The sequence below is a fragment of the Stenotrophomonas sp. PS02289 genome, from assembly GCF_029960115.1.
Classification (GTDB): domain Bacteria; phylum Pseudomonadota; class Gammaproteobacteria; order Xanthomonadales; family Xanthomonadaceae; genus Stenotrophomonas.
On the sequence record NZ_JASCOZ010000050.1, the window covers coordinates 1 to 19,902 of the forward strand.

General features: G+C 66.4%; 6 protein-coding genes. 3 read left to right on the forward strand and 3 right to left on the reverse strand.

Annotated elements, in window-relative coordinates:
• Positions 1-51: 51 nt before the first annotated feature.
• The 3 genes from QMX83_RS09230 to QMX83_RS09240 all read right to left on the reverse strand — a co-directional run bounded on the left by QMX83_RS09230 (position 52) and on the right by QMX83_RS09240 (position 3,882).
• Complete coding sequence (locus tag QMX83_RS09230) at positions 52-2,937, reverse strand: type 2 lanthipeptide synthetase LanM family protein (protein WP_282296330.1); 2,886 nt, start codon at positions 2,935-2,937, stop codon at positions 52-54.
• 102 nt (positions 2,938-3,039) lie between these two features.
• Complete coding sequence (locus QMX83_RS09235; RefSeq protein WP_282296331.1) at positions 3,040-3,246, reverse strand: DUF6229 family protein; 207 nt, start codon at positions 3,244-3,246, stop codon at positions 3,040-3,042.
• Positions 3,247-3,438: 192 nt separating this feature from the next.
• Positions 3,439-3,882 (reverse strand): hypothetical protein, encoded by a 444-nt coding sequence (locus tag QMX83_RS09240; protein ID WP_282296332.1) that lies wholly within the window; start codon positions 3,880-3,882, stop codon positions 3,439-3,441.
• A 309-nt stretch (positions 3,883-4,191) separates the two neighbouring features.
• Here QMX83_RS09240 and QMX83_RS09245 point away from each other — a divergent pair, with 309 nt between their 5' ends.
• Genes QMX83_RS09245 through QMX83_RS09255 form a run of 3 tightly spaced genes read left to right on the forward strand, consistent with a single transcriptional unit; the run spans position 4,192 to position 19,853 of the window.
• Positions 4,192-15,441, forward strand: a complete 11,250-nt coding sequence (locus QMX83_RS09245) for an OmpA family protein (protein ID WP_282296333.1) — start codon at positions 4,192-4,194, stop codon at positions 15,439-15,441.
• Complete coding sequence (locus tag QMX83_RS09250; RefSeq protein WP_282296334.1) at positions 15,438-19,109, forward strand: TonB-dependent receptor; 3,672 nt, start codon at positions 15,438-15,440, stop codon at positions 19,107-19,109. The genes QMX83_RS09245 and QMX83_RS09250 overlap by 4 nt, the downstream gene beginning before the upstream one ends.
• A 9-nt stretch (positions 19,110-19,118) precedes the next feature.
• The gene (locus tag QMX83_RS09255) at positions 19,119-19,853 is read left to right on the forward strand and encodes a hypothetical protein (protein WP_282296335.1); all 735 of its coding nucleotides are present in this window, start codon (positions 19,119-19,121) and stop codon (positions 19,851-19,853) included.
• The last annotated feature ends 49 nt before the right edge of the window (positions 19,854-19,902 follow it).

Consider the following 19,902-nt stretch of genomic DNA (forward strand, 5'->3'; position numbering starts at 1 on the left):
GCCCGGCTGCGGTTGGCGCACAAGCGAAGAGCAGCCGGGCAGAGCCCGGCTCTACGCCATGACTACGTCACGTTTCAGTTGCCGGGCTTGCCCCGGCACCACGGGAGTGTGGGGCATGCATTCCAGCAGCAGCGGCGAGGGCAGCCTGCACTCAGGATGCATGCTGCATAGCCCGTACACCGCGCCAGCCAGCCCGATCATCAGGCCGGGGGTGAATGCGGCCCGGGTCAGACCGCCCACCAGACCATGGTGCTCCTCGATCGACGAAAGCACCTCGATCGCGCCGCTGTCCTGCGGATACGGGCAGCCCTGAGGATCCAGTTCGGCGGCACGCACAAGCAACTCGCGGATCGACAGGTCGCCGTGGCACAACGTGTGGCTGAACCCCCAGCGGCCGCTGGCGTCGGCCACCGCCCGGCGCATCATGCGCAGGTGATCGGGGTGTCTGGTGCGGGCGTACAGGTCTGCCGCTGCCAGCCCCATGCCGACGCTGCCGTGGCACCAGGTGGGGAAGATTTTCTGGCCGTCGCGCAGATGCAGATCACGCCAACGCCCGGTTTCGGGCTCATACAACGCGTCCTGGAACGCGAACGCACCCGTGGCGAGCGTCTGCCAAGCCAGGCGGTCTTCAGCACTGCCAGCTTCGGTCAACGCAAGACGTGCCAGCACCCAGCCGATCCCCATGGCTCCGTGGGCGAACCCACCGATGGGCTCGTCGAACTGTGGCGTGGGCCAACGTGCACCGCCGGCATCGACCACGGCGGCCGCCTGCAGGGTGCGCGCCGCACGGGCGGCCACGTCCAGCCACTGGCGTTCTCCGGTCACCTCGCTCAAGTGGATGAGCGGAAGGATGGCACCGGCCAGACCGTCAAGCAGTTCGTACTTGGGTACGTTCGCGAAATCGGCGGCGGCGAGGGCGTGCCCGGCGTCACGTGCAGCGCTCAGCAACACGTCGCGTTCCAGCAGCCGGTGCAGGGTCAGCAAGGTCCAGATGCGTGCGCCTGCACCGACCAGCCCACCGCCGATGACCGGCTGGTCGCGCTCGCACATGCTGAGGTAGATGCGGACCGCGCCCTCCACCGCATCATCGAGACCGTCAACCGATAGCGCGCGTCCCACCGCGACTTCGCGTTGATACGCGGCCAGTGCAAAGGCAATGCCGCCCAGCCCGAAGTAGGCGTCGGTCTGCACGGGTTGCACCGTCCAACCGGTCTGGGTGATCTCCGGTGTGATCCAGGTGATGGTGCCATCGTCGCCATGCACGCACAGCTTGATCAGGTTGTTGACGGCGTCGCGGCAATGGCGAAGACGGCGCTGCTCCAGGTCGTCCGCGCGCGGCGCTTTGGCTGCGTAGGTGTAACCGTCGCGCGCTTCTGCACGGGCCAGTGCATGCTGGTTGAGGTCGGTGGCGACCAGCGTACTGCGGATGGTCAGTTCTTCCAGATCGATGCGCATGCCGCGCCAGTTGTCCACGACGCGCGCGATGCGCTCGGCAGACAGTGGCTCGGCAAACAGTGGAATGTCACCGAAGCGAAGTGCGTTGATCTCCGCCATGACCGCATCCGGCTCGGCCGACGCTGCCGGCGACACCGCCGCATTGCGTACCAGCAGGTCCATGGCACGGGCGATGGCCGCCGGTTCGTTGTGCAGTGAAGCGGGGTGCCACAGCATGCGGCCGATCTCGGCATAAGCCATGGTCGGGCGCTGCACTTCGCGGACCTGGCAGCCCTGGAAAGGCTCCAGAATCTGCGCGAGCGCGCCGCTGTTGTCCAGCGCGCGCAATCGGCTGCTGGCCTGCATGAACCCTTCGCTGATCTCGTCCCAGAAGCGTGAGACATCAGGCCGTTCGCAGGGATGGTTCTGCGCGACTGCGAAGTCAGCCTCCACCATGCCCAGCCGGGCAGGGTACTCGCCGCCCTCGACGATGATCGGCACCTTGACCTTCGGCTGCTCGCCCGGCAACGCGCCCGCGGCGGACAGGTCCACACCTTCCATGCCCAGCCCGTTGGTACGGAACGGGACAATGCCGGTGCGCAGCACCGAGTTGTGCATCAGTGCCACGGCCATGTCGTAGGCATCGCCGTAGCCGCTCGGCGTGGTGGCGAGAGGCGGCGAAAACACGCTCTCGGCGTCAACGATGACCGGCGTGGGACCGCACGCAATCAGGTTCTCAAGATGGATGTCGGTGCCGCCAATCAAACGCAGGATGGCCAGCCAATGTCCCAGACCCCGGTAGTAAGTGGCCAGCTGGGTGTCGTCGCTGCAGAAGCGGTGGATCGCGAAACTGGCCCAGCCGTGGTCGCCGCAGTCGACGACCGTAGGCACGCGGACCCGTTCCGGCTGATCCGGAAACACCGCGTCCAGAAACTGGTCGAGGACCGCATCAATGCGCAGCGAGCGCGGCTTGTACATCACCGTGCCGCCTTCAAAGCTGACCTTGGCCACGGTACGACCACCGCCGTGCAGATCGCCTTTTCCCAGCGACAGTCCGGTGAGCAGGCCGGCAGGGTGACCGAGCAGTGACGCCAGTTGCGCGCGATCCTCGCCGATATGCGTGGCCAGCTCGACAATGGCGGTGGCCTGCGCCTGCTGCATGGCCTCGAAGCGGGGCATCAGTGCGGGGTAGCGCTGCCGCAGGTGTTCCGCGAATGCGGTGCTGGTGGCAAGGGCCTCGAACTGCTGCAACTGATCGCCCGGGTCGGTGCTGGACACCTGGCCAGTGCGCACTGCGGCGTGCAGTTCAAGCAACAGCAGTCGGTTGAGTTTGAGCTGCGCGTTCTCCAGCAGCGCGGTGTGCGCCTGGGCCTGGAGAAGGTCGATTTCGCCCGGGGAGAGTACCCGTCCGAGCACCTGCAGGCGTGCGGCGCAGCCGGTGGCAACCGGGGCGAGATAGTGGCGCACGATGCGGGAGAAGCTGTTCATTGCGGAAGCAGTCATGGCGTTCCCTGCAGTCGATTCGGGTTCCGTGTTCCGGGCCGAATGCCCGATGACGGTGCAGAGGCGCGCAGCAGATGCGGCTGCGCGCCGGCGCAGCTCACATCAACAACAGTGACAGGTACCAATCTGCGACAGGGTGGTGGTGCAGTGGCCGGTACCGCCCGTGGCCATGACCGGTGCTGCAGAGGTCAGCGCGGCTTCAGTGGCTTCCTGGCCGTAGATGAAAAGGGAACCGGCCGGATTGTCGCAGCCATCTACGCTGTCGGCACCGTTGAGCCAGCCTGAAACGACGTCGTCATTCAGTTGCATTCCGCATTCTCCTTGTGTTGTTGCGATGAGGGCACCCGACGATGGGCACCCCTTCGGTTACGGCCATTCCTTGGCATCAAGAAAGCGACTGCGATACCGAACAACGAGGGTCTGGCCGCGTTTTTACGGTGCACCCATTTTTCGGCGGAGTCAAACTGCGAACGGAGTCGCAGAATTGCATCGATCCCGGCTTTACTCCCTGTGCAGCTTGATGTCGACGTCGCGGACGGTGTTGCTGACCAGGTCGAGTCCGAAGTCGGCGGTGCCGTGGCGAGCCTTGACCAGTACGTCTTCACCGTCGTCGGTTTCCACGTGATACGCCTTGCCGAGTCGCGTGCCCAACGCATCGCGTACCGCCTGCGCAATGTGGTTCTCGGACACGCCATCCTTGATCGGCACTTCGATCAGGATCGGGTCCGCCTGCGCTGGCCAGACTCGGAAGGTGATGGTTCCGTCCGACTTCGCACGTTCATCGAAGGCGATCCGCCACTTGTTGGAAGCGTGCGGACGAACCGCGGGATCGGCAGCGTCACTGCTTGGCAGCGGCGCGGTCTGGGCGCGCACCAGGGGCACCACCAACAGGCTCAGCAGTACCAGCAGCAGGGCAGTGGCGGCGCGCAGCGTAATGATCTTCATCGTCGTTTCCAATGGGGGGCGGGCGTCCACCACGCTGTCAGCGTGACGGCGCGGACGCATCGGAACTTGTGCTGGCTCGCGCTGGGTAGTTCTACGCAGCGGCCAGTAGATTTACTTAGCGAGGAGCAGTGTTTCCCCGGAAGGCGCTGATGCAACGCGCGTGGACACTGACTGCAGGCGTTTCCGCAGTCAGGGACACGATGCGATTGGAACCGGCGGCGGGGTGAAAGGGTGCGGAACAGCGGCGAAGCAGGGCCCAGCACATCAGCAGAACGTGCCCATGCAGGGTGCTGGCGCTGGCTGCTGGTCATGCTGACCCTGCTGGCGTGCATCGATGCCACTGCACAGACCTCGGTGCAGAACAGCGCCAGCATCGCGCCCCCCACCGGGCAGGACGACGCCAATCCGGGCGACAACACCGATGCCGTGGTCGTGCAGGTGTACGCGGCCACCATCGCCAAATCAGGCAGCCCGGCCGACGGGGTTCCCGTCGCACCGGGCGACACACTCGGCTTCAACCTGACCGCAACGGTGACCGGGGCCGCGACGAGTGAGGTCACGGTGTTCACCGATACGCTCAGCGCCGGGCTGACGCTGGTGCCAGCCTCACTGCCCGCCGGCTGTACCGGAGCCGGGCAGGGCGTGCAATGTACCCTGCCGGCAGGAAGTGTTCCCGGCACATACGACTGGTCCTACCAAGCCACCGTGGATGCTGACGCGACCGGAACGGTCAGCAATACCGTCAGTGGTGGAAATGGCTGTACGCCAGCGGCCAGCTGCACCGTCAGCCACCCGGTCTACTTCAGCCTGCTGCTGACCAAGCTGTGGGTCAACGGCCAGACCGGCAACGCGGTAGATCTGGATATCAGCGGTAGCGCCGACGAAGTGATCGTCCTGCAGACGGGCAACTCCACCGTGGGGGGCGCGTCGGTGGCTGGTCGCGCAGCGGTGGCACCGGGCGCGCCGGTAACCGTGGCTGAGACCTTCACCACAGGCAGCGCAGGCAACTACACCACGACGCTGGCGTGCGCGCGGGCCGACAACGGGGCCGTGGTTCCCGTGTCTGGCGGCACGCTCAGCATGCCGGCCGACACCGGCGTGAACTGCAGCTTCACCAATACCCGTCAGGCGGCGACGCTGCAACTGGTCAAGACCTGGGTGAACGCGCTGGCCGGTGAAACCGCCACGGTCAGCAGCACCGGGTTCACCAACGACGCCACCACCGGGGTCTCCACATCCACCGGCAACAACAGCACCACCGGTGCAGCGGTAACGGTGTACGCCGGTGACAGCGGGACCATCACCGAGACCCTGAGCAATGCGGTCAACTACAGCGCCACCCTCGCGTGTACCGGCAACGGCACGCCGCTGGCCGGCACCACGCTGACCGTCACGGCGGGCGATACCGCCATCGTCTGCACCCAGACCAACACCCGCCAGCAGGCCACGCTGGTGCTCAGCAAGACCTGGGTGGACGGCCTGCCAGGTGATACCGCCACGGTGAGCAGCAGCGGTTTCCAGAACACGGCCAGCAGTGGGCTGTCCACGTCCACCGGCAACAACACCACGACCGGTACGGCAGTGGCGGTGTTCGCCGGCGAAACGGGGACCATCACCGAAACGCTGAGCAACCCGGGCAACTACGACAGCACGCTTGCCTGTACTGGCAACACCACGCCGTTGGCGGGCAACCAGCTGACGGTTACACCCGGCGATACCGCAATCAGCTGCACCCAGACCAATACCCGACGTGCGGTCAACCTGACCCTGCGCAAGACCTGGGTCGACGCTGCGGTGGGCGAATCCGTGACATTCAGTGCTACGGGCAGCACCACCAGCCCGATCGCACTGACGTCCGTCGCTGATACCGCCAGCGAAACCGACACCGGGACCCCGGTGCAGGTCTACGCGGGTGAAAGCCTGACGCTGGCGGAAACGTTTGCCATTCCGGGCAACGCCGCCAACTACAACAGCACGCTGGCCTGCACCGGCACCAGCGGGCTGACCGGCAACACGCTGCTTGTGGGGCAGGGCGATACGGATATCGTCTGCACCTACACCAACACGCGTCCGCAGGCGACCCTGCAGCTGGTCAAGGTATGGGCGGCCAACAGTCTGAATGGTGACGTCGCGCAGCTGGCGGGCACCACCGGCCTGCAGAACAACACCAATGCGTTTACCTCAACCGCCTCGGTGCAGGCCAACAGCACCACCGTGCCGGTGTTCATCGGTGAGCAGGCGTTGCTTCCCGCAGAAACCATGTCCGGTGGCGCATTGGACAACTACAGCGTGGCGCTCACCTGCACCGGTGGCGCGCTGGCGGGCAGCGATGGCAAGGCGGCAAACACGTTGGACATCACCCCGGCCGATGCCGGCAACGCCATCGTCTGCACCTACACCAACACCCGCAGCAGTACGACCCTGACGCTGGAGAAGACCTGGCTGAATGCGTTGGCCGGCGACGATGTGACCCTGGTCGCCACCGGGCTGACCTCGCTGAGCTCCACCGCCAGCGGTGCTGCCACACAGACCGATACCGGTTCCCCGCAGACCGTCCACGCCGGCGATGTGATCAACCTGACGGAGTCGTTCGGTTCGGTCACCTCGAATCTGTACAACACCACGCTGTCGTGCACCAACACCAGTGGGCTCGTGGTCAATACGCCGACCACGGGCACCCTGACGGTCGGCCCCGATGACGGCCCCATGGTCTGCACCTACGTCAACGACCGACGCAGCGCGGAACTCTTTGTGCGCAAGGTCTGGAGCGGAGGTCCGCCGACCACGGTCAACATTCCGGCCAGCACAGGCTTCATCAACAACAGCGCCGCGTTCACCTCGACCTCTCCGACCACCACCCAGGTCGGCCCGTACACCGTCTACGCGTTTGAGACCGGCAACCTGGGGGCCGAGAGCTTCCCAGGCGGCGACAGTGGCGACTACAGCAGCACGCTCAGCTGTGACGGCACCGACAGCAACCCGGCCGACGGTCTGTTCATTGCGGTGGCCGACGCGGATACCACCATCACCTGCACCTACAGCAATACGTTCGTGCCACGGTCAGCCATCGAAGTCAGCAAAATCACACCGGTGCAGGACGTGACCACCGTGGGGCAGAGCATCCCCTACACGATCACGGTGAACAACACCGGCAACGTGCCATTGACCGATGTCACCGTCAGCGACCCCCTGATCGCGGGCAACCTGACCTGCACCCCCGCCACGCCGGTTGCCACGCTTGCGCCGGGCGCGAGTATTGCCTGCAGTGGCAGCTATACCGTCACCCAGGCGGACATCGACCGGGTCGGCAGTGGTGACGGGGTGGACGATGGCGTCGTCACGAATACCGTCAATGTCGGTGGCACAGACCCGGATGGCAATGCCGTGGTCGACAATGACACCGTGGACACGAATCTGCCGACGCGCAGCTACGTGGCCGAGTTCACCAAGAGCCCCAGCCTGGCCGACAGCGATGGCAATGGTACGGCCAGCGTGGGTGAGGAGATCACTTACAACTTCACCGTCACCAACCGTGGCAACACCACCATTCAGACCGTGACCATCGCCGACCCGATGCTGCCCGGCCTCAGCTGCCCACCGGGTGGCCCGCTGGCACCGGGTGAGTCGGTCACCTTCGGCATTGCGCCACCTGCCGATATTGCCTGTAGCGGCAACACCTACGTGGTTACCCAGGCCGACATCGATGATCGGGGCGGTGGCGACGGTGACATCGACAACACCGCCACGGCCACCGCCGTAGCACCCGGCGGCGGCACCGTCGATGGCGACGCCACGGCGAGCGTGCCAGTGGATCCACCGGCCCCGCAGCTGGCGCTGGACAAGAGCGCCAGCCCGACCCAGGTGAGCGCGGCAGGGGAGGTGATCACCTACACCTTCCTGGTGACCAACCCGGGCAATGTCACCGTCGACAACATCAGTGTCACCGATCTCAAGCCGGGCATGAGCGCGCTCACCTGCCTGCCGGCGGCTCCGTTCACGCTGGCCCCCGGAGCCAGTGCCAGCTGCACCGCGACGTATACCGTGACCCAGGCCGATATCGACGGCGGCAACGCGATCTTCAACGTGGCCCAGGCAGCCGGTGACTACGACGGTACGCCGGTGGACGCCAACGATGGCAGTACCGTCATCATCAACCACGGCACCCCGCAGCCGGAATTCACCAAGGTTGCGGACCGTATCTCGGTGTCCGCGATGGGTGATGTCATCAGCTATACCTTCCGGGTCAGCAACCCGTCCACGGTCACCCTGGACAACCTGCAGATCATCGAAGACACCCTGCTCGGCGGCGCATTGAGCTGCAACACCATTCCCACGCTGCCACCCAACAGCGCGGTCGACTTCGCCTGCACCGGCAATACCTACGCCGTACAGCAGTCGGATATCGACAACCAGGGCAACCCGGTCAACGACAGCCGGGTCATCCACAACGAGGTCACCGGACAAGCCCAGTACCAGATCGGTAGCGGCCCGGTGGTAACGGTCACGGCGGTTGCCAGTGCGGACGTCTCGCTGCCGCAACGCACGCCGGCCATCTTCTTCAGCAAGAGTTCCGACGTTGCCTCGGTGACCGGGCCGAACCAGCCGATCACCTATGGGTTCGCGGTGAACAACACCGGCAACGTCACCCTGTACAACATCACCATCACCGATCCGATGTTGCCAGGCCTTTCGTGCCCGCCGCTGTCCAGCCTGGCACCCGGCGCGCAGGTGTTGTTCAACGGCTGTACCGGCAACGTGTACACGGTCACCCAGGCCGATATCGACAGTGGCAGCAGCGACAGCCTGCCGGGCAATGGCCAGATCGACAATGTGGCCACCGTCGTGGCGGACACGCCCGTCGCCGGAAGCACGGTGACCGACACTGCCGAGCACCAGGTGAACCTGCCGGTGCGCAGCCCGCAGATGACTCTGGTCAAGACGGCCGATGTTGGCAGCGTCAGCGCGCCCGGCACGATCAATTACCAGTTCACGGTCAGCAACACCGGGAACGTCACGCTGCTGGGCGTCACCGTGACCGATGCAGCGCTGGGACTGGCCTGCCCCAGTGTCGATATGGAACCGGGCCGGGTTCTGGTGTTCGGCGGGGCGGGTACCGGAGCAGGCGTGATCTGCACCGGCACGCAGCGCAGCGTGACCCAGACCGACATCGACACGCTCAATGTGATCAGCAACCAGGCCGAGGCCACGGGCACGTCGGAGGTGTCCGGGGCCATCAGCCGCACGGCAACGCTGGACATCCCGGTGGTCCGCAGCCCGGCGCTGGGCCTGAGCAAGACAGCGGATGTGGCCACGGTGTCCACTCCAGGCGATGTGATCCGTTACACCCTGGTGGCCACCAACACGGGCAACACCACGCTGGAGAACGCCTCGGTGAGCGACCCGATGCTGCCGTCGCTCAGCTGCACTCCGGCGATTCCGGTGGCGACGTTGGCCCCAGGTGCCAGCATCACCTGCATCGGTGACTACACCAGCACCCAGGCCGACTTCGATACCAACGGCGGCGGCGACCAGGCCATCGACAACACCGCCACGGCCAGCAGCACTCTCGCCAACGCCAGTGCCAGCGCGCGGGTCGGCCTGCCGCTGCCGGCGCAATCGCTCAGCATCGACAAGAGCGCTGCCGCGCCGACCGTCAACCTGGGCCGCGATCCGGCGGTGACTGATGCCGGCGACACCATCACCTATACCTTCGTGGTCACCAATACAGGCAACCAGAGCCTGAGCGCACTGGCCGTGATCGACACGCATCTGGATGCGGCCGCGACCTGCGACAAGACCACCTTGACCGCCAGCGGCCCCGATGCGACCGCCACCTGCACCGGTGTGTATACGCTGACCCAGGCCGATCTCGATAACGGCAGTGTGGTCAACACCGCCACCGCGGAAGGCACACCGCCAGGCAGCGCGCGGGTAAGTTCGTCGCCGGATTCGGAGACCGTGGTGCTGGCGGCGGAGCCGGTGCTGGTGCTGGACAAGACCGCGGGTGCGCCGACGGTAAGCGGCGGCACGCTGCCCGCCGTGACCGATGCCGGCGATACGATTTCCTACAGCTTCGTGGTCACCAACAACGGTAACGTGACCCTCAACAACATCGTTGTCAGTGATCCATTGCCGGGCATGCCGCCGATCACCTGCCCACCGGGCCAGCTGGCCCCGGGTGCCAGCACGACCTGTTCCACGGTGGTCTACACCATCACTCTGGCCGACATGGATGCCGGACAGGTGGTCAACACGGCGACCGGGCAAGGCACGCCACCGTCCGGGCCAAATGCCACGGGTGACGACAGCACCACCACGCCGTTGGCGGCGGGCCCTGCGATGACGGTGACCAAGACCGCGAATCCGACCACCTACGCCAGTGTCGGGCAGTCGATCAGCTACAGCTATGCGGTGACCAACACCGGCAATGTCTCCTTGTCGGGCGTGGCGGTGGTCGACGATCGCATCGCTGCGGTGAGCTGCCCGGTGACCACCCTGGCACCGGGAGCCAGCACCACCTGTACCGCCACGTACCTGATCACGCAGGCCGATCTCGATGCCGGCAGCGTGACCAACACCGCCACCACAACGGCGACGCCCGCGCAGGGCACGCTCGCGCCGGTGGTGGCGCAGGCCACCATCACCGCCGTGCAGAACCGTGCGCTGGGTATGGTGAAGAGCAGTCCCAACACCAGCTACGCCGCGGTGGGAGAGTCGCTCAGCTACAGCTACCTGGTGACCAATACCGGCAACATCACCTTGACCGATCCGGTCACGGTCTCCGATGACCGGATTGCGAGTGTCAGCTGCCCGGCGTTGCCCGCAGGCGGATTGGCACCGGGCGTGAGCCTGACCTGCACGGCCACCTATGTGGTGACCCAGGCCGACCTCGATGCCGGCAGCATCACCAACACCGCCACTGCGCGGTCCGGCGTGACCACCTCGCCGCCGTCGAGCGTGACCATCAACGGCAACCAACAGCCGGCGCTCGCTCTGGACAAGAGCACCACGACCGCCAGCTTCGATGCGGTCGGCGATACCCTGGCCTACAGCTACCTGGTGACCAACACCGGCAACGTGACCCTCACCGCGCCGGTCACGGTAACCGACGATCGCATCACCGCGCCCAACACCGTGAACTGCCCGGCGCTGCCGGCGGGCGGATTGCCCCCGAACGGTCAGTTGACCTGCACGGCGACCTACACGGTCACCCAGGCGGATCTCGACGCCGGCAGCGTGACCAACATCGCCACCGCGCAGTCCGGAACCACGACCTCGGCCCCGGATTCAGTGACCGTCACTGGCGTGCAGAATCCCGCCTTGACCATGGCCAAGGCCGCGACCAACGTGCCCACGCCGACGGTGCTGGGCACCGTGATCACCTACGCCGTCACGGGAACGAATACCGGCAATACCACGCTGACCAACGTGGTGATCAGTGATCCCAAACTGACCCCGAACACCACCACCTGTGCCAGCGTGGCCCCCGGCGGTGCCTGCGTACTGACCGGCACCTACACCGTGGTGCAGGCGGATGTCGATGCCGGCGTGGTGGAGAACATCGGCAACGGCATCAGCGACACCACGCCGCTGACGCCGTCGCCGCCGGTGATCGTGCCGGTGGAGCAGTCGCGAGGGCTCACCCTGGACAAGAGCAGCAGCACCCCCACGTACACCGCCGTCGGCGACCTGCTGGCCTACAGCTATCTCGTGACCAACAGCGGCACGGTGACCATCACCAGCCCCATTACGGTCAGCGACGACCGCATCACCGCGCCCAATACGGTGAGCTGCCCGGCATTGCCGGCGGGCGGACTTGCCCCGGGAGCCAGCCTCACCTGCACCGGCAGCTACGTGGTGACGCAGGCCGACCTCAACCAGGGCAGCGTGACCAACATCGCCACCGCTACCGATGGCACCAGCACCTCGCCGCAGGACAGCGTGACCATCAACGCCACCCAGTTGCCGGCGATCACCCTGGACAAGACCGCCAGCGTCGCCGACACCAACGCCGACGGCATTACTGGTGACGCCGGTGATGTGATCACCTACGCCTTCAGCATGACCAACACCGGCAATGTGCTGCTGGCCCCGGTCACCGTGACCGACCCGCTGCTGCCGGGGCTGTCGTGCACCGTACTGGCCCTGCCGCCGGGGGCCACCGCCAGCTGCACGGCGAGCAGCAACACCTACGTCATCACCTTCGCCGATGAAACCGCCACGGCGGTCAACAACACCGCGACCGCTGTCGGCGACGCACCCGGTACCGCCCCCGATGCGACCGCGACCGATTCGGTGAGCACGCCGACCGCGCTGACGCCGTCGGCGATCACGGTCAGCAAGGTGTCCGCGCCGGTGTCCACCACCCAGGTCGCGCCTGGCGACGTGGTGCAGTTCACCGTCACCACCACGGTGGCCAACAACGAAACCCACGAGGTCGTGACGCTCACCGATACGCTGAGCGACGGTTTCACCCTCGTGGCGGTGACCAATGCCGGTGCGTACACCTGCACTGCGGCCAACCCGCTGGTCTGCATCTTGCCGGTGGGCACCGCACCGGGCAGCTACCCGCTGGTGTACACCGCCAGCGTGGATGCCGACGCCACTGGCACGCTGCGCAACGCGGTGGTGCCGACCAAGCCCGCGGGCGTCGATCCGGACCCGGTGTGCCAGAACTGCAGCACCGAACATCCGGTGGTGCCGTCCACGGCAACGGTGACCAAGGTGGCCGACCCGGTCAGCGGCAGCTTCGTGCAGCGCGGTCAGACCATTACCTACACGGTCACCACGGTGATTGCCGGCTCGGTGACCACCCAACCACTGCTGCTCAACGACACCCTGGATGCCGGCCTCGGCCAGGCCACCGTGGTGACGCCAGGCGCTTACAGCTGCAGCGCCAACCTGCTGTGCGTGCTTCCTTCGGGAACTCTGCCGGGCACCTACCCGCTGGTGTACCAGGTGACGGTGGCCGCCGATGCCAATGGCACGCAGCGCAATGTGGTCACCGCCAGCAACCTGCCCGGCGGCGACCCCGACCCGACCTGCGTGAGCTGCAGCACCGAGCACATCGTCGAGCAGCCGGCACTGGAAACCACCAAGGTGCTGAGTGCCAACAGCAATGCCAGCGGTGAAGTCACCACCGGGGCCACGCTGACCTACACCGTGCGTGCGACCAACACGGGCAATACCACGCTGGTGAACCTGACCATCGACGATGCGCTGATCACCCCCAACCGTGCGGTCTGCGCCAGTGTTGCGCCGGGCGGCAGCTGCGAGCTGACCGGCACCTATGTGGTCACCCAGGCCGACACCGATGCCGGCACCGTCGACAACACCGCCGACATCACCGCCGAACCTTCAGCCGGCGGTGCGCCGCTGCCGCCGGCGGTTTGCCCGGCCGGCTCGGCCGATGCGCGCTGCCACCCGGTGCTGAACCTGCCGATCGCGCGTCGACCGACCCTAGCGGCGACCAAGATCGCCACGCTGAGCGTGGATCGCGGCACGCCGGGCAAGGGCAACATCGACGATGTGATCACCTATGCGGTGGGTGTCACCAACACCGGCAACGTCACCCTCGACCAGCTGGTGGTGCAGGACACGTTCCAGGGCGGCGCGACCACCACGCTGGACTGCGCGCCCACGCAGCTCGCCCCGGCGCAAAGCGCCACCTGTGTGCCTTACGACCACACCATCACCGAGGCCGAAGCCGGCGTGGACGGCGGCACGCTCACCAACAGTGTGCTGGCCACCGCCCAGCCCACCGGTGCCGGGCTGACCAGCGCCACCGCCACGGCAGCGGCCGTCGTTGAAGTGGAGAACGAACCGGCCAGCATTCGCCTGACCAAGGTCGCAGGCAGCCGCGAAGTGAAGGTGGGCGATCTGGTGCGCTACACGCTCACTGCTGAAAACGTAGGCGACATCGACCTGGTCGACGGCTACCTGATCGACACACCACCGGCCGGCTTCACCTATGTGGAGGGCTCGCTGCAGGGCGACGATGACGACCACCACGTCACCGCAATCGGCATATCGCCGCTGCGCATCAACGACCTGGACATCGCCGCCGGCAACACCGCGCGCATCTCCTACCTGATGCGGGTGGGCGCGGGTGTGCGTCCCGGCACGCAGATCAACCGCGCGCAGACCTACGCCCCCACCGACCTGCCGGCTTCCAACGTGGCCACGGCGGAAGTGGTGCTGGGCAGCGATCCGCTGCTGGATGACAGCCTGATTGCCGGCAGCGTGTTCGATGATCGCGACGGCGATGGATGGCAGGACCCTGCAGAACTTACCGGCCTGCGGGTGCAGGGCGGCTTTGCGCCCGATGCCTATATACCTGGCTCCACGCAGGTGGACCGGGGCAACGGACCGCAACCAGTCGCCGACGCCAGCGCACCGCTGCTGCACGGGATGGCGCTCGGCACGCTGGCCGGTCGCCGCAGCGAAGCCGATCCGCCGCCGCAGATCGTGATCCGCCAGCGCCTGCGCGAACCGCATTTCACCGATGACTTCGTGCTGGATAACCGCCAAGGCGTGCGTGTGCATCTGGATGCTCAGGGCAGCACACGGGTGGAACGGCGAGGCGATGCCGCCAAAGGCCTCACCGCTGCCGCACCACGCGTGCAGCGCACGGTCAGTCCGGGCGAGGGCGGCTACGTGGTGGATTACGTGATCGCCAATGACGGCATCGATGAATCCGGCATCCCCGGTGTTCGGATCGGCTCAGTGGAAGGCCTGCTGATGGAGACCGATCAGTTTGGGCGCTACCACGTGGTCGGCGTGAGCGGCGGTGGCCAGGCGCGCGGACGCAACTATGTGCTGAAGGTGGACGCGGCCACGCTGCCCGAAGGCAGCACCTTCATCACCCGCAATCCGCAGCTGCGCCGGGTGACCCCGGGCGTGCCGACCCGCTTTGATTTCGCCGTGCAGTTGCCGGCCACCGTGCTGGAGGAGAAGCGCGAGGTCGAGATGGTGCTGGGCGAGGTGTTCTTCGCGCCGGACAGCGCGCAGATCGCCGAGCGCTACCAGCCGGTGATCACACAGATGGCCGCGCAGGTGCAGCAGCACGGCGAGGGCGAGGTGATTGTCTCGGCCAACGGCGGCAGTGAGGTCATCGCCTTCGAGCGCGCCAATGCCGTGCGTGCGGCGCTGCTGAAGGCACTGCAGGGCGGCGTGGCCAAGGTGAGCGTGGTCGCGCGCGCCGATGTGGACGACCCCGCCTCGCTGCTGGTCGGCGTGGACCAGGGCGGGTCGTTGGTCGGCACGGTGCTGTTCGACACCGACAGCGCGCAGATCCGGCCGGCCATGCAGCCGCTGCTGGCGCGCATTGCGCAGGACCTGGAACAGCGTGGCGGTGGTCGGCTGGTGATCGTCGGCCATGCCGACGTGCGCGGCGCGGTGCCCTACAACCAGGCGCTGGGCATGCGTCGCGCCGAGGCCGTGTATGCCGCGCTGCGCGAACAGCTCAGCCCGGCGGTGCGCGACAAGGTGCAGGTGGATGCCAGCGCTGACCCCGCGGCACCCTTGGATGCGCGCCCGACGCGCGGGGAGGGGCGATGAAACCGTCGCTGCTGCATGCGGCGCTTGCCGCGCTGCTGGCCGGAGCCAGCCCACCCCTGCGCGCCCAGCAGACCGAGCCCGCCGAACCGCCGCCGGTGCGCTGCACCGAACAGGAATGCCGCGAAGGCGAGGGTGTGCTGTTGCGTATTCGCAGCAAGGGCGAGCAGCAGCCGGTGACCGAGGGCACCCACGTGCGTTCCGGTGAGCAGGCGCTGCAGCCGGATCGTCGGGTCACGGTATCGCAGCCGCCACCGGGACGTGCCGTGGCCACCGGCCGCTTCAGCCTGCGCCTGCCCAGCGGAGGGGTGATCTGGGCCACGGAAGACCCGAACCTGGGTCAGCCGGAGCTTTCGGTCTCCGCGCCGTCGCTGGTGGCGTTCGAAGGCGGGCGCATCATCAAGCCGGTGCCGTTCTATGTGCGAGGGAACTACAGCGACTTCATCGAACGGATGGAGATCCTGATCTTCCGTAACACCGATGTCGACCGCATCGCCCCGCTGGTCACCGTGCCGGTCGAGGTCGCGGCAGTGACCCAGCTGGAATGGGACGGTGTTTTGCCGGACGACGAGCCCTTCCGCAACGGCGATCAGCTGGTCTACATCGTGCGTGCGCACGGGGCCAACGGGATCTATGACGAAACAGTTCCACACACGCTGCAGCTGGTGCGCCCGATCGAAGCCGACAGCCAGCTCAGCGGCCTGCGCACCCGGGTCGAGCGCAGCCAGGGCACCGCGCTGGGCGTGGACCAGGCGCTGCAGCAGAGCCTGATCGACACCGCCTTCGCCGAAAACGGCCTGCGGCTGCAGAATATCCCGATCTATGGCTCGCGCATCCGCATCACCGGTCGTGACCTGCCCGATGGCACCAGCCTGACCATCAACGGCGACAGCTACCCGGTCGACATGGAACGCAAGTTCGTCGCCGAGTACCTGGTGCCGGTCGGGCAGCACCGCTTCGACATCGCTGTGCGCGGTGGTCGCGACGGGCTGGAGCAGCAGCACGCGCTGGACATCAACGTAACCGGCAAGTACTTCTTCGGCGTCGGCCTGGCCGACGTGACCATCGCGCAGAACAGCGTCAGTGGATCGGTCGCGCCCTTTGCGGTGGAGGAGCGCTATGCCGACGATGTGATCAGCGATGGCCGGCTGGCCTTCTACGGCAAGGGCAAGGTGCACGGCAAGTATCTGGTCACCGCACAGGCCGACACCACCGAGCAGGACCTGGAGCATCTGTTCGACGGCTTCACCGAGGCGTGGCCGCAGGACATCTTCCGCCGGCTGGACCCGGACCTGTACTACCCGACCTACGGCGACGACTCCACCACCTATCGCGACGTGGACAGCATGGGCCGCTTCTACCTGCGCGTGGACTGGGACAAGAACCAGGCGCTGTGGGGCAACTTCGCCACCGGCATGACCGGCACCGAGTATGCCCAGTACGTGCGCTCGCTGTATGGTGCGGCGCTGAGCTGGCGTTCGCAGGCGATCAACCCTTGGGGCGACCCGCGCAGTACGTTGCGCCTGTTCGGGGCGCAGGAACAGACCGCACCCGGCCACAACGAGTTCATCGGTACCGGTGGCAGCCTGTACTACCTGCGCAACACCGACATCCTGCCGGGCTCGGACCAGGTGGTGCTGGAAATCCGTGACCGCACCACCGGCCGGGTCGAGAGCCGCATTACCCTGCAGCGCGGCACCGACTACGAGATTGACGAGATGCAGGGCCGGCTGCTGCTGACCCGGCCGCTGTCACAGGTGACCCGGGAGAATGTGCCCACGCTCACCCGCGACGCGCCGCTGGACGGCTACGAGCAGCGCCTGCTGGTGGACTACGAATGGCTGCCGTCCGGCTTTGATGACGGTGAGCTCACTGCGGGCGTGCGCGGCAAGCAGTGGTTCGGCGACCACGTGGGAGTGGGCGTGACCTATGTGGACGAGAACCGTGACGGTCAGGACTACACCCTGGCCGCGGGCGACCTGACCCTGCAGGCGGGTAAGGGCACTTACCTGAAAGCCGAGTACGCGCATACCGAGTCGTTCGGGGTGCCATCGTTCTTCTCCGACAACGGCGGCTTCACCTTCATCCAGGCCAACAGCACGCAGCCCGATCGCAAGGGCGACGCGCAGGCGCTGGAAGGCCGGATCAACCTGCGCGAGCTGGGCTGGACCAAACGCGACTGGAGCGGCGGTGCCTGGTGGCGCAACACCGACCCGGGCTATTCCATCGCCCGGCATGACACCGGCTTCGAGGTCACCGAGTACGGAGCCGAGGTGCTGGGCCGCATCACCCAGCAGCTGGGCATGTACGCGCGCTACAGCAAGGCCGAAAGCGGTCCGGAACAGTTCACCCAGGCCCAGGCCAGCCTGGAATGGCGGCCGGATGACTGGAATACGCTCAGCGCCGAGCTGCGCCGGGTGGAAGAGGGCAGCACCGACGATCCGGCAGCCGGCCTGCTCGGCGCGGTGAAGTACAGCCATCAATTCGGCAACACGCTGGAGCTATATGGGCTGGTGCAGGCCACCCTGGACGACGATGGCGGCCGCTACGAGGACAACAACGCGGTGGCGGTGGGCGGCGAGTACCTGCTGGGTGACCGCGCCAGTGTCGGGGCCGAAATCAGTACCGGCGACCGCGGTGATTCGGCCACCGTGGATGCCGAGTACAAGTTGGATCGCGACCACTCGCTGTATGGCGCGTACAGGTACTCCACCGACACCACCGAGTACGAATCGCTGTTCAACCCGACCCGCCAGAACGGCTGGACCCTGGGTCAGCGCTGGCGGTTGAGCAACCGCACCAATCTGTACAACGAAAGCCAGTTCCTGAAGGAACCCGACCAGTCAGGGCTTGCTCACACCTTTGGCATGGATTTCTATCCCGCGCAGGGCTGGAACCTGGGCTTCACCCTGCAGTCGGGCGAGCTGGACACGGTAGACGGCGGTCACGTGGACCGCGATGCGGTCAGCATCAGCGGCGGGCGCACGTCCGTCGACACCGACTGGCGCAGCAAGATCGAATGGCGCAAGGACAGCGGCAGCGAGCGCCGCACCCAGTGGGTGACTACCAATCGGCTCACCCACAAGTTCAACGACAGCTGGCGCATCGCCGCCCGGCTCAACTACTCGCGCACCACGGATGAGCTGAACGCGTTGGCCGGCGCGCGCTTCTGGGAAGCCAATGTGGGCTTCGCCTATCGCCCCTGGAACAGCCAGCGCTGGGCGCTGTTCGGGCGCTACACCTACCTGTACGACCTGGCCACCGAGGCCCAGCTGGGCGGGGCCGACCAGGACCAGAAGACCCAGATCATCGCCTTCGAAGGCGTATACAAGCTGGACACCCACTGGGAGTTCGCCACCAAGCTGGCCCGTCGCGATGGCGAGGTTCGACTGGGGCGGGGCAGTGGCCCCTGGTTCGACTCGGCCACCACCCTGAGCGTGCTGCAGGCGCGCTACCAGCTGAAGCAGAAGTGGTACGCGCTGGGTGAGTACCGCTGGCTGGACGTCAAGGACGGCGGTACCCAGTCCGGTTTCCTGATCGGCGTGGACCGCGACATCGGACAGAACTTCCGCCTGGGTGTGGGCTACAACTTCACCGAATTCAGTGACGACCTTACCGACTTCGACTACGACCACAAAGGCTGGTTCCTGAACATGGTCGGCACCTACTGAGGGCGACAGATGCGCATTTATATCTCCCGCCGAGTTCCCGCCTGGACCTGGGCAGTTCTGATCCTGATCGGTGGTTGGACCGGTCCGTCCCTGGCGCAGACCGTGCAGCTGGCGAAGATCAGCCAAGGTGGGGTGGGCACCTTCACTTTCAGCATGGTCAATCTGGACGGCAGCAGCGACAGCATCACCACGGTGGTGCAGGGCACTCAAACGCCTTCAGCCAGCGTATTCAACGTGCTGGATCCGGGGTTGGCGGTGAGCATCAGCGAAACCCCGGCACCGGGCCTGCAATTCACCGACGCCAGCTGCGTGGACAACAGCGGACAGACGCCCGGGCCGATTGGCGACGTGAGCGGCGGGGCCACGCTGATCATTCCGACCACGGCGCTGCTGCCCGGCGCGGTGCTGGTGTGTACGTTCATCAATACCGCGCAGGTGGCCGATCTGGCGATCAGCAAGACAGCACTGCCCAGCGTGGTGCCGAGCGGTGGGACGGTGACCTACACGCTGGCCGCCAGCAATGTGGGCACGGTCGATGTGACCGACGCGCTGCTGGCCGACAGCCCCGGCACGGGTCTGAGCTGCACCAGCCCGGGTAGCTGCACCAGTAACGGTGGGGCGGTGTGTCCGGGCAGCATCCCGGCGGGGAGTCTCACCGGCGGCGGGGTGACCATCCCCTCGATGCCGGCAGGCAGTGCAGTGGAGGTGACTTTTGCCTGCACGGTGACGGCGACGGGGCGGTAAGGCTCGAAATCTCACCGCAATGTCACCGATGTCACCGAATTAACACCAT

Coding starts and splice junctions, on each gene's coding strand:
- QMX83_RS09230 (WP_282296330.1), bottom strand. CDS start 2,937: ATGACTGCTTCCGCAATGAACAGCTTCTCCCGCATCGTGCGCCACTAT.
- QMX83_RS09255 (WP_282296335.1), top strand. CDS start 19,119: ATGCGCATTTATATCTCCCGCCGAGTTCCCGCCTGGACCTGGGCAGTT.
- QMX83_RS09240 (WP_282296332.1), bottom strand. CDS start 3,882: ATGAAGATCATTACGCTGCGCGCCGCCACTGCCCTGCTGCTGGTACTG.
- QMX83_RS09235 (WP_282296331.1), bottom strand. CDS start 3,246: ATGCAACTGAATGACGACGTCGTTTCAGGCTGGCTCAACGGTGCCGAC.
- QMX83_RS09245 (WP_282296333.1), top strand. CDS start 4,192: ATGCTGACCCTGCTGGCGTGCATCGATGCCACTGCACAGACCTCGGTG.
- QMX83_RS09250 (WP_282296334.1), top strand. CDS start 15,438: ATGAAACCGTCGCTGCTGCATGCGGCGCTTGCCGCGCTGCTGGCCGGA.